At 72.4% G+C, this 13,677-nt stretch carries 15 protein-coding genes; 8 read left to right on the forward strand and 7 right to left on the reverse strand.

The features are described from left to right. Positions 1-65 precede the first annotated feature (65 nt). The 3 genes from ACFFGH_RS32195 (at position 66) to ACFFGH_RS32205 (ending at position 4,297) form a co-directional block, all read left to right on the forward strand. Positions 66-1,832, forward strand: coding sequence for a proline--tRNA ligase (locus tag ACFFGH_RS32195; RefSeq protein ID WP_386676609.1), 1,767 nt, complete (start codon positions 66-68; stop codon positions 1,830-1,832). A gap of 70 nt (positions 1,833-1,902) precedes the next feature. After that, positions 1,903-3,513, forward strand: a complete 1,611-nt coding sequence (locus ACFFGH_RS32200) for an AtzH-like domain-containing protein (protein ID WP_386676611.1) — start codon at positions 1,903-1,905, stop codon at positions 3,511-3,513. Positions 3,514-3,661: 148 nt separating this feature from the next. Then, positions 3,662-4,297, forward strand: a complete 636-nt coding sequence (locus tag ACFFGH_RS32205; protein WP_386676612.1) for a hypothetical protein — start codon at positions 3,662-3,664, stop codon at positions 4,295-4,297. 95 nt (positions 4,298-4,392) lie between these two features. On the opposite strand, the gene ACFFGH_RS32210 is transcribed toward ACFFGH_RS32205, so the two are convergent. The 6 genes from ACFFGH_RS32210 to modA are packed head-to-tail and all read right to left on the reverse strand — an operon-like array spanning position 4,393 to position 9,318. Further along, complete coding sequence (locus ACFFGH_RS32210; RefSeq protein WP_386676614.1) at positions 4,393-4,839, reverse strand: molybdenum cofactor biosynthesis protein MoaE; 447 nt, start codon at positions 4,837-4,839, stop codon at positions 4,393-4,395. Beyond that, positions 4,823-5,308 carry a MogA/MoaB family molybdenum cofactor biosynthesis protein gene (locus ACFFGH_RS32215; protein ID WP_386676616.1) on the reverse strand — a complete coding sequence of 162 codons (486 nt, stop codon included), beginning with the start codon at positions 5,306-5,308 and terminating at the stop codon, positions 4,823-4,825. The genes ACFFGH_RS32210 and ACFFGH_RS32215 overlap by 17 nt, the downstream gene beginning before the upstream one ends. Further along, the gene (gene moaC, locus ACFFGH_RS32220) at positions 5,305-5,784 is read right to left on the reverse strand and encodes a cyclic pyranopterin monophosphate synthase MoaC (protein WP_386676618.1); all 480 of its coding nucleotides are present in this window, start codon (positions 5,782-5,784) and stop codon (positions 5,305-5,307) included. Before moaC ends, ACFFGH_RS32215 begins: the two co-directional genes overlap by 4 nt. Then, a complete protein-coding gene (locus tag ACFFGH_RS32225; RefSeq protein ID WP_386676620.1) occupies positions 5,781-7,754 on the reverse strand; it encodes an ATP-binding cassette domain-containing protein in 1,974 nt (657 codons plus the stop codon). The genes moaC and ACFFGH_RS32225 overlap by 4 nt, the downstream gene beginning before the upstream one ends. After that, positions 7,751-8,563: an ABC transporter permease gene (locus ACFFGH_RS32230; protein WP_386676622.1), complete on the reverse strand. Its 813-nt coding sequence runs from the start codon at positions 8,561-8,563 to the stop codon at positions 7,751-7,753. The genes ACFFGH_RS32225 and ACFFGH_RS32230 overlap by 4 nt, the downstream gene beginning before the upstream one ends. Next, positions 8,560-9,318, reverse strand: a complete 759-nt coding sequence (gene modA / locus ACFFGH_RS32235) for a molybdate ABC transporter substrate-binding protein (protein ID WP_386676624.1) — start codon at positions 9,316-9,318, stop codon at positions 8,560-8,562. The genes ACFFGH_RS32230 and modA overlap by 4 nt, the downstream gene beginning before the upstream one ends. Before the next feature lie 43 nt (positions 9,319-9,361). Here modA and moaA point away from each other — a divergent pair, with 43 nt between their 5' ends. Both moaA and ACFFGH_RS32245 read left to right on the forward strand, forming a co-directional pair. Next, positions 9,362-10,435 (forward strand): GTP 3',8-cyclase MoaA, encoded by a 1,074-nt coding sequence (gene moaA / locus ACFFGH_RS32240; protein ID WP_386676626.1) that lies wholly within the window; start codon positions 9,362-9,364, stop codon positions 10,433-10,435. Next, the gene (locus ACFFGH_RS32245) at positions 10,432-10,710 is read left to right on the forward strand and encodes a MoaD/ThiS family protein (RefSeq protein WP_386676628.1); all 279 of its coding nucleotides are present in this window, start codon (positions 10,432-10,434) and stop codon (positions 10,708-10,710) included. Before moaA ends, ACFFGH_RS32245 begins: the two co-directional genes overlap by 4 nt. Here the strand turns inward: ACFFGH_RS32245 and ACFFGH_RS32250 are convergent. Further along, the gene (locus ACFFGH_RS32250; protein ID WP_386676630.1) at positions 10,707-11,813 is read right to left on the reverse strand and encodes a ThiF family adenylyltransferase; all 1,107 of its coding nucleotides are present in this window, start codon (positions 11,811-11,813) and stop codon (positions 10,707-10,709) included. The genes ACFFGH_RS32245 and ACFFGH_RS32250 overlap by 4 nt on opposite strands. Before the next feature lie 110 nt (positions 11,814-11,923). Here ACFFGH_RS32250 and nusA point away from each other — a divergent pair, with 110 nt between their 5' ends. The 3 genes from nusA to ACFFGH_RS32265 all read left to right on the forward strand — a co-directional run. Then, the gene (gene nusA, locus ACFFGH_RS32255) at positions 11,924-12,928 is read left to right on the forward strand and encodes a transcription termination factor NusA (protein WP_386676632.1); all 1,005 of its coding nucleotides are present in this window, start codon (positions 11,924-11,926) and stop codon (positions 12,926-12,928) included. Between the two features lie 59 nt (positions 12,929-12,987). After that, positions 12,988-13,308 (forward strand): YlxR family protein, encoded by a 321-nt coding sequence (locus tag ACFFGH_RS32260; RefSeq protein ID WP_386676633.1) that lies wholly within the window; start codon positions 12,988-12,990, stop codon positions 13,306-13,308. A gap of 75 nt (positions 13,309-13,383) precedes the next feature. After that, on the forward strand, positions 13,384-13,677 hold a 294-nt coding region (locus ACFFGH_RS32265), incomplete at its 3' end, for a translation initiation factor IF-2 N-terminal domain-containing protein (RefSeq protein ID WP_386676635.1).

The raw sequence follows: 13,677 nt of genomic DNA on the forward strand, positions 1-13,677 counted from the left end.
TACACCTAGCTCCTCCGCGACTCGGCGGGAAAAGGGCGGGGCCGCGGCTCAGTACGATGGAGCGCGTGCCAGCCCGACTCTCGACCTTCTTCGTCCGCACGCTCCGCGAGGATCCCGCCGACGCCGAGGTGACCAGCCACCGGCTGCTCGTGCGTGCCGGCTACATCCGCCGTCAGGCGCCCGGCATCTTCGCCTGGCTGCCGCTCGGCCTGAGGGTCAAGGCCAAGGTCGAGGCGATCATCCGCGAGGAGATGACCGCGGCGGGTGCGCAGGAGGTGCACTTCCCGGCGCTGCTGCCGCGCGAGCCCTACGACCTCACCGGCCGGTGGGAGGAGTACGGCGACGGCATCTTCCGGCTGAAGGACCGCAAGGACGGCGACTACCTGCTGGCGCCGACGCACGAGGAGGTCTTCACCCTGCTGGTGAAGGATCTCTACTCCAGCTACAAGGACCTGCCGCTGACGATCTACCAGATCCAGGACAAGTACCGCGACGAGGCCCGCCCGCGCGCCGGGATCCTCCGCGGCCGCGAGTTCACCATGAAGGACGCCTACTCCTTCGACTGGAGCGACGAGGGGCTGGAGGAGTCGTACCAGGCGCAGCGGGCGGCGTACGAGCGGATCTTCGCCCGGCTCGGCCTCGACTACGTCATCGTCGATGCGGATGCCGGCGCGATGGGCGGCTCGAAGAGCGAGGAGTTCCTGCACCCCACTCCGATCGGCGAGGACACCTTCGTCCGCTCCGCCGGCGGCTACGCCGCCAATGTCGAGGCGTTCACCACGCTCGCGCCGGACCCGGTGCCGATCGACGGGCTGCCTGAACCTGTCGTGTTCGACTCCCCGAACACGCCGACGATCGCAACGCTCGTCGAGCTCGCCAACGCGGAGGTTCCGCGCGACGACCGCCCGTGGACCGCAGCCGACACACTGAAGAACGTGGTGCTCGCCCTCAGGCACCTGGACGGCACGCGTGAGCTCGTCGTCGTCGGTCTGCCGGGCGACCGCGACGTGGATCTGAAGCGACTCGAGGTCGCCTTCCAGCCGGCCGAGGTCGAGGCCGCCACGGAGGCGGACTTCGACGCGACGCCCGCGCTCGTGAAGGGATACATCGGCCCGTGGTCGCCGACCGGCCCGATCCTCGGCTTCGACTCGGCCAGCCGGATCCGCTTCCTGCTCGACCCCCGCATCGCCGACGGCACCCAATGGATGACCGGGGCGAACATCCATGAGAAGCACGTGTACGGGCTGGTCGCCGGCCGCGACTTCACCGGCGACGGGTTCGTCGAGGCGGCGGAGGTGCGCGAGGGCGATCCGGCACCGGACGGCTCCGGTCCGATCGAGACGGCACGCGGCACCGAGATCGGCCATGTGTTCCAGCTCGGTCGCAAGTACGCCGACGCGCTCGGCCTGCAGGTGCTCGACCCCAACGGCAAGCTCGTCACCGTCACCATGGGGTCATACGGCATCGGTGTGACGCGCAACATCGCGCTGATCGCCGAGCAGTCGAGTGACGAGAAAGGCCTTCTCTGGCCGGAGGCGGTCAGCCCGTTCGACCTGCACCTGGTGGCGACCGGCAAGGACCAGACGGTCTACGAGATCGCGGACCGTCTGATGGAGGAGCTCGGCGCCGCAGGCATCGACGTGCTCTACGACGACCGGCCCAAGGTGTCACCAGGGGTGAAGTTCGGCGATGCCGAGCTGATCGGCATTCCGACCATCCTGATCGTCGGCCGCGGCGCCGCGGACGGAGTGGGGGAGCTGTGGGACCGGCGCACCGGCGAGCGGCGGGAGATCGCCCTCGACTCGGTCGGCGCCGAGCTCGGACGGCGGTAGCTCCTGTGGGCGGCGCGGGTGAGGACCAGCGCCTCGCGCACGCCGCCTCCCGCAGGCTCGGCCGGGGTCGATGGCCGGCATCCGGAGCGGTCCGGTGATCGGCGACCGGGTCCCCGCCCGACTGCCGGCGGGTGAGACCGCACCCGAGGGGTTGATCGAGTCGTTCTGGGCGTCCGAGCGGGCGCTGCTGGACGACGACGCCGACGAGCTCGATCGGCTGATCCAGCAGGGGGAGTGGACGCTCCGCGCCGACGCCGCGGGCGTGGTGACGGGAAGCGACCGCGTCCACGCCTTCCGAACCCGTCGCGGCAGCGCTCCGCGGCGGCGCATCGAGGTGCTGCATGTGCGGCCGGTGGACGACGACGCGGCGCTGGTCCTCGCCGTCACCCGCACCCCCCACGGCGGCAGGGGCGTCGAGACGCAGCTCTGGCGCCGAAGCGGCGGCGCATGGGCGGTCGCGGTGGCGCACATCGCACCGCCGCCTGCCGCGGCGGACCAGGCGGTGTGGCGACTGGTCGGCACCCCGCTCGTGCCGGCCACCGGCGCGGGGCCGCTGCACCGGGCCACCGTCGCGGTGAAGGACCTGTTCGAGATCGAGGGCGAGCGCGTCGGCGCCGGAGTGCGGGAGTACCTGGCGGAGAGTCCACGGGCGGCCTCGACCGCGCCGGCCGTCCGGGCGCTGCTCGACGCCGGAGCGAGCGTGCTCGGCATCGCGCAGACCGACCAGTTCGCATACAGCATCACCGGGGCGAACCCGCAGTACGGGATCCCGCCGAATCCCGCCGTTCCGGGCGGCCTCCCGGGCGGCTCGTCGAGCGGTCCGGCCGCCGCGGTGGCGCTCGGCCAGGCAGCCATCGGTCTCGGCACCGACACGGGCGGTTCTCTCCGGGTCCCCGCGTCGTACCAGGGACTCTGGGGCCTCCGGACCACGCACGGTGCGGTGAGCCGGGAGGGTCTCGTGCCGTTGGCCCCACGATTCGACGCGGTCGGGTGGGTCACCCGGGACCGCGCGACGCTGGACGCCGCCGCGCGCGCCAGCCTCGACCCGGAGCGTCAGGTGCCGCTCGCCCGCCGGTTCGCCCGTGCGCCCGCCCTCGACGGACTCGCCGAGCCCACCCTGCGGATGATGTTCCGGAACGCCGTCGCGCACCTGGACGCGCGGGAGGTCGACCTGGGGCCGATCGACCGGCTGTTCGAGCTGTTCCGCACGGTGCAGGCGGCGGAGGCATGGCGCAGCCACGGCTGGTGGGTCCGGAAGCATCCCGGCGTGCTGGCGAGGGATGTGGCCGAGCGGTTCGAATGGGCGGCCACCATCGACGCCGAGGCCGAGCGCGACGCCCGTGACGGGCTGGAGGCGGCGGCGAGCGACCTTCGCAGGAGGCTCGCCGGGCGGGTGCTCCTGCTGCCCTCCGCCTCATCCACCGCGCCTCAGACGACGGCGAGCCGGGCAGAGATCGAGCGGATCCGCGCCGCGACGATGCGGCTCGCCTGCGTCGCGGGAATCGCGGGGCTGCCTGCGCTGTCGATTCCCGCGTTCAGCGTCCCGTTGGGCGGCGGGGTATCTGCGCCGGCGGGTCTGAGCCTTGTCGGCCCGCGGTTCACCGACCTGGCGCTGCTGCGCATCGGGGCGGCGTTGGTCGACCAGCTGCCCCGGACGGAGGCGGACGAGCTCACCGGCTGAGGGCCTGGTATCGGCGATCTCCGCGCAACCCGTACCCCTTTGAACCCCTCGCGCGATGTCAAGGGTGAACGCGCACGTGGCACCGCAGGCCGGTCCACGGGCGGAAACGAACACCCGCGGCCGATGTCGCGGGCGACAGGGGGAAATCATGATCTTCACTTGGCTGGCGAGCCTCGGGCTCGCATCGAAGCTTGCGATCGGCGCGAGCGCGGTCGCGGTGGGTGTGGCCGGCGGCGGCGTCGCAGGCGTGCTGCCGCCCGTCGCTCAGGAGGCGTTCGACGAGGTCGTCGCCATTGCGGAGGAGACGCCGGACGTCGCCGAGCCGGTCGAGGAGCAGCCGCCCTCGGACGTCACCGACCCGGAGGCCGGCGACGACACCGAGAGCGACACAGACACCGATGGCGGCGATCAGGCCGGCGACGAGGAGGACACGGAGACCGGGGGCGACGAAGCGGGCGAGGACGACGGCGCCGATGACGGGACCGATGAGGGCGGCGCCGAGCAGCCTGCGACCGACGAGACGCTCACCCACGGCGACCGGGTCAGCGCCGTCGCGAAGGACAAGACGCTGCACGGCCGGGAGCACGGCAAGGCCGTCTCCGCGGCGGCGCACGACAAGCAGCCGAAGCACGAGCGCGACGCCGATGAGAACGACACGGACGAGAACGACACGGACGAGAGCGACACCGACGACGCGTCCGAGGACGAGCAGCCGGTCGACGTCAAGCCGGCGAAGAAGAGCCAGTCCAAGGACAAGCAGTCCAAGAACAAGCACAACCGCTGATTCGCAGGCTACGCGATTCGGCCCGCTACCCCGGTGGCGGGCCGAGTTCGTGCTTTCCGGGCAGGGTCGCGCCAGCGGAGCGACCGTTCAGGGCGTCAGCCGAGGGCGCCGACCCACTCGGCGGAGCCGTCGTCGAAGAACTGCTCCTTCCAGATCGGCACGCGCGCCTTCACCTCGTCGACGAGGGTCGAGCAGCTGGTGAAGGCGGCAGCCCGGTGGGGGGACGACACCGCACAGGCGAGTGCGACGTCGCCGACGGCCAGTTCGCCGACGCGGTGCAGCACCGCGACCCGCACGCCCGGATCGGCCATGGCCACCTCCGCGGCGACCGCCTTCAGCACCGCGTCGGCACCCGGATGTGCGGAGTACGACAGCCGCTCGACGCCGCGCCCGTCGTCGTGATTCCGCACAACCCCGGCGAACGTCACGACCGCGCCGCGGTCCGCACCCTGCACGGCGGCGGCGCACTCCTCGACGGAGATGGCCGACTCCACCACCGCCGCGATCGCGACGGGGCCCGCCGGTTCAGTCATGCCGCTCATGGTCGCCTCCTCGCAGCTGGTCCACGACGTGGTCGACGATCTCGTCGAGCACCTCGATGCCGGTGCGCACCGCACCAGGCGAGCCCGGCAGGTTGATGACGAGGGTGCGGCGGGCGACACCGGCGAGCCCGCGGCTGAGCACCGCCGTCGGAACTCGGGCGGCACCGCGGCGGCGGAGCTCTTCCGCGATGCCGGGCAGCTCCCGGTCCAGCAGCGGCGCCGTGACCTCCGGTGTGCGATCCCGCGGCGAGACGCCTGTGCCACCCGTGCTCACGACCAGCGCGACCCCTCTGCCCACCGCGTCGCCGATCGCTTCACCGATCGCGTCCCCGTCCGGAAGCACCACGACCTCGGCCGTCCAGCCCCGGCCTTCGAGCCAGTCCCGCAGGATCGGCCCGGTGGTGTCGTCGTACATGCCGGACGCCGCGCGAGTGGAGGCGACCACCACGACGGCTTTCGGCGCGCTCATCGCCGCCAGTCCCCGCTCTTGCCGCCGCTCTTCGCCAGCACTTCGGCGTCGGTGATCCGGGCGGCGCGGTCGACGCCCTTCACCATGTCGTACAGCGTGAGTGCGCCGACGGTCGCCGCCGTGAGCGCCTCCATCTCCACCCCGGTGCGCCCGGTCGTGCGCACGGTCGCGGTGATTCGCACCGAATCCTCTGCCGGCTCGAAGTCGACCGACACCGCGCTGAGCGGCAGAGGATGACACAGCGGGATGAGGGCCGAAGTCTGCTTGGCGGCCTGGATCGCCGCGATCCGTGCGACCGCCAAGGCCTCGCCCTTCGGCAGGTCGCCGGTGACCAGCCGCTCGACCACATCCGGCCGGGTCCCGAGCACCGCCTGCGCGGTGGCCTCCCGGCGGGTCTCCTCCTTGTCCGACACGTCGACCATGTGCGCAGCTCCCCGGTCGTCGAGGTGGGTGAGCCGTTCGCCGTCCTCCGTCATGCCGTGCCTCCGATCCGCCAGACCTCCACCTCGTCGCCTGCGGCCAGCTGCCGTGCCTCGGGCGGCAGGTGCACCAGCAGGGTGGACCTCGCGTAGGCGTGCAGCAGGTGGGAGCCGGGTCCTCCGATGAGGGCAACCCTACCCGCGGCGTCCAGCTCTCCGCGGCGCACCTGATGCTTCGGCGGGGACTCCACCGGATGCGCGAGCGGCGCCCGGAACCGCTCGCGGTCTGCCGGCTCGAGTCCCGCCCGGTGGCGCAGCAGCGGACGGAGGAACAGCTCGAACGAGACCAGGGCGCTCACCGGATTGCCGGGGAAGGCGACGACCGGCATCAGGCGCCCGTCGTCGAGGTGGGCGATTCCCAGTCCCTGCGGTCCGCCGGGCTGCATCGCGACGCTCCGGAAGCGAACGCCGCGGGGCTCGAGGGCGAGCTTCACCACCTCGAAGTCGCCGGCGCTCACACCGCCGGTCGTCAGCACCAGATCCACGCCCGGCTCGTCGGCGATCATCCGGTCCAGCGCGGCGGGATCGTCGTTCGAGAGCAGCCGTGAGATCACCGCGACGCCGCTTTCGGCCAGAGCGGCGGCGAGTGAGACGCCGTTGGCGTCGTGGATCTGACCCGATTCCAGCGCGCTGCCGGGGGCTCGCAGCTCGAGGCCGGTGGAGACCAGCAGCACCCGGAGCGGCGCCTCCAACTGCACGGTGCCGATGCCGCTTGCCGCCAGCACGCCCCACTGGGCCGGTCCCAGTCGCGTGCCTGCGGCGAGGACCAGCGCTCCCGCGTCGAGGTCGCTTCCGCGTCGTCGCACGAACCGGCCCGGCTCGACCGGGGCGGGAAAGCCGACCGGTTCGCCGGGGGTGCGCGGGAACCGGCCCGACTCGGTCGCCTCGACCGGCACCACGGCGTCGGCGCCCGCGGGGATCGGGGCGCCGGTCATGATGGGGGCTGCCGTGCCGCCGGGCAGCTCGCCGATCGGGGCGCCGGCGGGGATCGTGCCGGACGACGCGAGGAGGACCGGCCGGTTCGCCGCCGCGCCGGCGAGCTCGGCCGACCGGACAGCGAATCCGTCCATCTGGGAGTTGTCGAACGGTGGCAGGGCGTTCCCGGCGTGGACGTCCTGCGCGAGGATCCGTCCGAGGCCGACGGCGGCCGGCCCGGCAGCGACGGCGAGCTCCTCCGTCCCGACCGGGATCCCGGCGAGCAGCTCCGCGACCGCTCGGGTGTGCTCCGCGACGCAAACCGCCCCGGTGGCCGTCGGTCCGCCTCCGATCGCCGTTCCAGGGGGAGGCGGCGCAACCGCCGCGGTCACTGGCGGGTCCGCGATCCGGCCATCCCGGATCCGCACCGTCCGTGACGCGAGCTCCTCGATCTCCGACGCGTCGTGCGAGACGAGCAGTGCCGTCCGGCCCCGCAGCACCCTGCCCAGAAGCCCGCGCAGCTCCTCCGTTCCCGGCGCGTCGACCGCGGAGAGCGGCTCGTCGAGCAGCAGCACCGCAGGCTCGGCCGCGAGGGCACGGGCGAGGGCCACCCGCTGCGCCTGCCCACCGGAGAGCCGCCCCGGCAGGCGGTCTCCCAGCTGCTCCGCGCCGACCTCGGCGAGCCAGCGCTTCGCCTGCTCGTGCGCCTCCCGACGCGATCGGCCGGCGCTGCGCGGCGCGAACGCGACGTTCTCGAGCACGCTGAGGTGCGGGAACAGCAGCGGCCGCTGGCCCAGGAGTGTCACGGCCCGGGACGCCGCGGGCATCCAGATGCGCCGGGCTCCGCCGTCGAGGTCGAACAGCACCTCGTCGCCGAGGGTGGCGCGGCCGGAATCCGGAACCAGGAGGCCGGCGATCACCTCGAGCAGAGTCGACTTGCCCGCCCCGTTCGGCCCGACGACGCCGAGCGTTGAACCCGGCTCGACCTCCAGGGCCAGATCCACCCTCCGCACCGCCGAACGGAACCGGACCGAGAGCGTGCCTGCCGTCATGATCCCCTCCGAAGCGAGCCGGCCGTCGCCAGCAGCACCGCGAGCGCGACGCCGATCAGCACAGCCGACAGCGCGAGCGCAGCATCCGGGTCGATCTCCCGCTGCAGGTAGATCTCGAGCGGCAGCGTCCGGGTGACCCCCTGCAGGCTGCCCGCGAAGGTCAGCGTCGCCCCGAACTCCCCGAGGGCCCGGGCGAACGCCAGCAGCGCGCCTGCGGCGATCGAGGGCACCGCCAACGGCAGGGTCACACGGCGCAGCACCGTGCCCGGGCGCGCGCCGAGCGTCGCCGCCGTCCGCTCCAAATCCGTGCCGGCTGAGCGGAGGCCCGCCTCCAGCCCGACGACGAGGAACGGGAGCGACACGAACACCTGGGCCAGCACCACCGCCACCGTGGTGAACGCGATGCGGATGCCGAGCAGCTCCAGCTGCGCGCCCAGGAGCCCCTGCCGTCCGAACGTGAAGAGCAGGGCCAGGCCGCCCACCACCGGCGGCAGCACGAGCGGCAGCAGCACGAGCGTGCGGGCGACGCGCTGGCCCGGGAAGGTGCGCCGCGCCAGCACGAGCGCGATCGGCACGCCGAGCAGCAGCACCAGCAGCGTGCTCACGGCGGACGTCTGCAGACTCAGGGCGAGCGCCGCGAGGGAGCCCTCCGACAGCAGCAGCTCCGGCACCCGCGGCCATGGGACGCGGGCAAGCATCGCGACGACGGGCACGAGGATGACCGCCGCACCCAGGAGAGCCGGGATCAGCACCCAGCGGGGGAGGGCTCCGGGCAATGCCCCGATCGCCGCGCGCCGGGCGCCGTTCATGGGAGCACCTCGAAGCCTGCCGCGGCGAGGGCGCTCCGCCCGGCGCCGCCCAGCACGAACTCGAGGAACTCCGGCGCGAGGGTCCCGTCGTCCTCGACCAGCGCGATCGGGTACGACGTCGTCACATTCACCTCGTCGGGTATCTCCAGGGCCTCAACGCCGTCTACCGCGCGCCTCAGATCCGTGCGGTAGACGATGCCCGCATCCGCCTCACCGCTTCCGACCTTCGCCAGCACATCGGTGACCGACGACTCCTCACTCACCGGGGAGAGCACGATCCCCGCTCGCTCCTGGAACGCCAGGGTCGCGGCTCCGCACGGGACCTGCGGGGCACAGACCACGACGAGGGCATCCCCCGCGAGGTCCTCCACCGACTCGATCGCGGCCGGGTTCCCCGGCGCCAGGGCGACCGTCAGCGAGTTCCTCGCGAACACCACCGGCTCCGACGCCAGGAGGCCGGCGTCGGCCGCAGCGTTCATCGTGGGCTCGTCCGCGGTCGCCAGCACATCCGGCGAGGCGCCCGCCTGCAGCTGGGCCAGCAGATCCGACGATCCGGCGAAGTTGAGGATCACGGTCGCGCCGGTGGCGGCCTCGAACTCGTGGCCGATCTCGGTGAACACCCCGGAGAGCGACGCCGCGGCGTGCACGACCAGCCGCGACGAACTGCCCTCTGATGCGCACGCCGGAAGCAGGGCCACGGCGGCCGCGATCCCGGCCGCCGGCAGCAGGCGCGCGGACCGGACGCCGGGGAACATGCTCGAACTATAACCGCGAGGCAAAGGTGCCTAGGCTGGGGCGATGACTACCGCGCTCGGGATGCCGGCGACCGCTCCGGCCGGTCCGCGCGCCGGCGCCGGGCCGCGACCGCTGGTGCCGGGGCTCGTCGACACCTACGGCAGGGTCGCGACCGACCTGCGGATCTCGCTCCTGGACCGCTGCAATCTGCGCTGCACGTACTGCATGCCGGAGGAGGGGCTTGACTTCCTCCCGGCGGACGAGCTGCTCTCCTTCGACGAGCTGGTCCGGCTCGCTCGTGTCGCCGTGACGCGGCTCGGGGTCACGAAGATCCGCCTGACCGGTGGCGAGCCGCTGCTGCGTCCGGAGCTGATCGACCTGGTCGCCGTGCTGGCTCAGCTCGAGCCGCGGCCGCAGCTGGCGCTCACCACGAACGGCATCGGCTTGAAGTCCCGGGCGGCGAAGCTGCGCGCCGCCGGCCTCGACCGGCTGAACGTCTCCCTCGACACGGTGCACGCGGACACCTTCGCGCAGATGACACGCCGGCCGTTCCTGCGTCAGGTGATGGCAGGCATCGACGCCGCGATCGACAGCGGATTCCGCTCGATCAAGATCAACGCGGTCCTGCTTCGCGGCGTGAACGACACACAGGCGGTCGACCTCGTCGAGTGGGCGCTCGATCGCGGGGTCGAGCTTCGCTTCATCGAGAACATGCCGCTCGGCGGTGACCGGGACTGGCAGCGTGCGGAGCTCGTGACCGCCGGCGAGATCCGTGCCCGCATTCGCGAGCGGTATGAGGTCGTAGCGGACGCGGCGCCGCGGGACGGCGCACCGGCCGAGCGGTACCGGGTCTTCGGCGGTGGACGCGAGCTCGGCTCGATCGGCATCATCGCCTCGGTCACCGAGCCGTTCTGCGACGACTGCAAGCGGACCCGGCTGACCTCCGAGGGGCGGGTGCGCAGCTGCCTGTTCTCCCACGACGAGACCGACCTCGCCGGCCCGATGCGCGCCGGCGCCGGTGACGAGACGATTGCCGAGCTGTGGCGGGGAGCCATGTGGGCGAAACCGGCCGGCTCGGGTCTGGAGTCGCCCGGCTTCGCCCAGCCGGAGCGCTCGATGAGCGCGATCGGCGGGTGACCTCGCCGGTGGAAGACGTGCAGGTGACGGTGCGGTACTTCGCTGCCGCTCGGGCCGCGGCTGGGCGCGCCGAGCAGCGGTTCACCGTGGACCGCGGTGCCACCGTCCAGAGCCTCCTCGACCGGGTCGAGGAGGCCCTGCCGGATGCCGGATCCGGACGCCAGGTGATCGCCCGGTGCTCCGTGCTGCACAACGGCGAGAGCGGCTCGGGGGCGAGCGCCTCGCTCGCCGACGGCGACGTGATCGACCTGCTGCCGCCGTTCGCCGGCGGTTAACCCTCCCGCGCGAGGAGCCCGCCCTCCACGGACACTGCGCGGGGGAAGCCGGCTGCGGAGAGCCGTCGCACCGCGAACTCCGAGCGGGCGCCGCTTCGGCAGTAGACGACGAGCGGCACGGCGGGGTCGACGCCCGACAGAGTGACCGTGGGATCCGCCAGCGCGTCGTGCGACACCCGGAGCGACCCGGGCAGGGGAGCCGGGTCCAGCTCGTCCGCTCCGCGGACGTCGAGCAGGGTGACCGGGGAGCCGGAGGACAGCAGCTCGTCGACCTGAGGCCAGCTCCATCGCGGCACGAGCGGGGCGGGCGGCGGCGCGGCCGGGCGCTCGGCGCGCCGGAACGGCACCTCGGCGCGTGTGCCGTCGAGCGCGTCGACCACCAGCACCCGCCCGAGCAGCGGCGTGCCGGCGCCCACGAGGAGCTTGATCGCCTCCGTCGCCATCACCGAGCCCACCGAGCCGCACAGGGCGCCCAGCACGCCGGCGACGGCGCAGCTCTCGGCCGAGTCGGTGGCGGAGCTCTGCGGGTGCAGGTCCCGCAGGGTGACACCCGGGCGCCCCGGCGGGGCGTCCCAGAACACGCTGACCTGTCCGTCGTACCGCAGCACCGATCCCCAGACGCATGGGATGCCCGCTCGTGCGGCGGCGTCGCTCAGGACATAGCGGGTCTCGAAGTTGTCGGTTCCATCGATCACGAGGTCGTAGCCGGAGAGGATCAGGTCGGCGTTCCGCGCGGAGAGGAATTCCGGATGCGCGACGACCCGCACCAGCGGGTTCACCGCCGCGAGCGCCTCGACGGCGGAGTCGACCTTCCCGCGGCCCACCGCATCGGCCGGGTGGAGCACCTGGCGCTGCAGGTTCGACACGGCGACGGTGTCGCCGTCCGCGATGCCGAGCGTTCCGACGCCCGCCGACGCGAGGTACAGCAGCACGGGGGAGCCCAGCCCGCCGGCGCCGACCACCAGCACACGGGCGTTCTTCAGCCGTCGCTGACCGTCCGTGCCGATGCCGTCCAGCACCAGTTGGCGTGCGTACCGGCGCTGCTCCTCGCCGCTGAGCTCGGGGCCCACCGGAACCAGCGGAGGGAGTGCGGGTGCGTCCACCCTCCAAGTGTGCGCCACCGCCCGCGGATGCCGAAGCCCCGCACCTCGACTAACGTGTATAGGTACGCCTCCTCGCTCGGAGGCGGCGATCTCAATACTGGAGGCCTGACGTGGACATCGACCTCAGCGTGCTCCGACTGATGGAGCGCGAGCGGGAGATTCCGTTCGACGAGCTCGTGCGCATCATCGAACAGGCCATCCTGACCGCATACCTGAAGCACACCGGCCAGACCGAGCACAAGCACGGCGAGCACGGTGAGGCCCCCAAGGCGCGCGTGGAGCTGGACCGCAAGACGGGTCATGTGAACGTCTACGTCCCCGAGTACGACGAGAACGGCGAGCAGATCGGTGAGGCCATCGACTCGCCCTCCGACTTCGGCCGCATCGCCGCGTTCGCCGCGAAGCAGGTCATCAACCAGCGCCTGCGCGACATCGGCGACGACAAGGTGCTCGGCGAGTTCCGCGGCAAGGAGGGCGACATCGTGGCCGGGGTCATCCAGCAGGGCCCCAACCCGCGGATGATCCACATCGACCTCGGCACCATCGAGGCGATCCTCCCCCCGGAGGAGCAGGTGCCGGGCGAGGACTACGCGCACGGCCGCCGCATCCGCGTGTACGTGACGAGCGTGTCGAAGGGACTGAAGGGTCCGTCGATCACCGTCAGCCGGACGCACCCGTCGCTGGTGCGGAAGCTGTTCGCGCTCGAGGTGCCGGAGATCGCGAGCGGCGTCGTGGAGATCGTCTCGCTCGCCCGCGAGGCGGGGCACCGCACCAAGATCGCGGTGCGCGCAACCCAGCCCGGCGTGAATGCGAAGGGCGCCTGCATCGGCGAGCTTGGGCAGCGGGTCCGGGCGGTCACGGCTGAGCTCGGCGAGGAGAAGATCGACATCGTCGACTACTCCGAAGACTTGGCGACGTTCGTCGCGCACGCCCTGTCGCCCGCGAAGGTGTCGAGCGCGTTCGTGATCGACGAGTCGATGAAGGCCGTCCGGGCGCTCGTGCCGGACTACCAGCTCTCGCTCGCCATCGGCAAGGAGGGCCAGAACGCCCGCCTCGCCGCGAAGCTCACCGGCGCCCGCATCGACATCCAGCCGGACTCCATCCTCGAGAGCTGAGCTACATCGGTCCCTTCGACAGGCTCAGGACCGAGGTACTGGTTACGCTGAATGCGGACGTGCGCACTCGGCGGTCCCGCGCTCAGCCTGGAGGCAGTACACTGGAAGCCGTCAGAACCTGCCTCGGGTGCCGGCAGCGCGACTCACGATCCTCACTTCTGAGGTTTGTGGCGCGCGACGGCGAGGTCGTGGCGGATGCCGCGGCTGCGGCACCGGGTCGCGGCGCATGGGTGCACCCCACTCCAGAATGCGTCGAGTCGGCTCTGAAGCGCAGGGCCTTCGGGCGAGCGCTCCGGGCAGACGGACCCCTGCGGACCGACCAGGTCCTGACAACCATCAACCAGCTGACAGAACAGGCTGAACGGCACATGGACAAGTAATGAGCGGCTCGAAATGAGACCCGTCCGCAATTGATGGTTCACTCCTGTCCGGGGTGAACCCGAGACAGGAGAACTGTGGCAAAACCACGCGTGCACGAGATCGCGAGCGAGCTCGGCATCGACAGCAAGACCGCCCTTGAGAAGCTCAAGGAGATGGGCGAGTTCGTCAAGGGACCGTCCTCCAGCATCGAGCCTCCGGTGGCCCGGAAGCTGCGCGCCGCGCTCGCGGCCGACGGCGTGAAGGCGCCCGAGAAGCCAGTCGCTTCCGCACGCCCCGCGGCGGCTCCGGCAGCCCCGCGCGCGGCGGCTCCGGCTGCAGCCCCAGAGGCTCCCGCCGAAGCGCCGGCACCGGCCGCGGCCGCACCGGCG

This window comes from Lysobacter korlensis (genome assembly GCF_042434515.1).

Coding starts and splice junctions, on each gene's coding strand:
- ACFFGH_RS32200 (WP_386676611.1), top strand. CDS start 1,903: ATGGCCGGCATCCGGAGCGGTCCGGTGATCGGCGACCGGGTCCCCGCC.
- ACFFGH_RS32205 (WP_386676612.1), top strand. CDS start 3,662: ATGATCTTCACTTGGCTGGCGAGCCTCGGGCTCGCATCGAAGCTTGCG.
- ACFFGH_RS32210 (WP_386676614.1), bottom strand. CDS start 4,839: ATGAGCGGCATGACTGAACCGGCGGGCCCCGTCGCGATCGCGGCGGTG.
- ACFFGH_RS32215 (WP_386676616.1), bottom strand. CDS start 5,308: ATGAGCGCGCCGAAAGCCGTCGTGGTGGTCGCCTCCACTCGCGCGGCG.
- moaC (WP_386676618.1), bottom strand. CDS start 5,784: ATGACGGAGGACGGCGAACGGCTCACCCACCTCGACGACCGGGGAGCT.
- ACFFGH_RS32225 (WP_386676620.1), bottom strand. CDS start 7,754: ATGACGGCAGGCACGCTCTCGGTCCGGTTCCGTTCGGCGGTGCGGAGG.
- ACFFGH_RS32230 (WP_386676622.1), bottom strand. CDS start 8,563: ATGAACGGCGCCCGGCGCGCGGCGATCGGGGCATTGCCCGGAGCCCTC.
- modA (WP_386676624.1), bottom strand. CDS start 9,318: ATGTTCCCCGGCGTCCGGTCCGCGCGCCTGCTGCCGGCGGCCGGGATC.
- moaA (WP_386676626.1), top strand. CDS start 9,362: ATGACTACCGCGCTCGGGATGCCGGCGACCGCTCCGGCCGGTCCGCGC.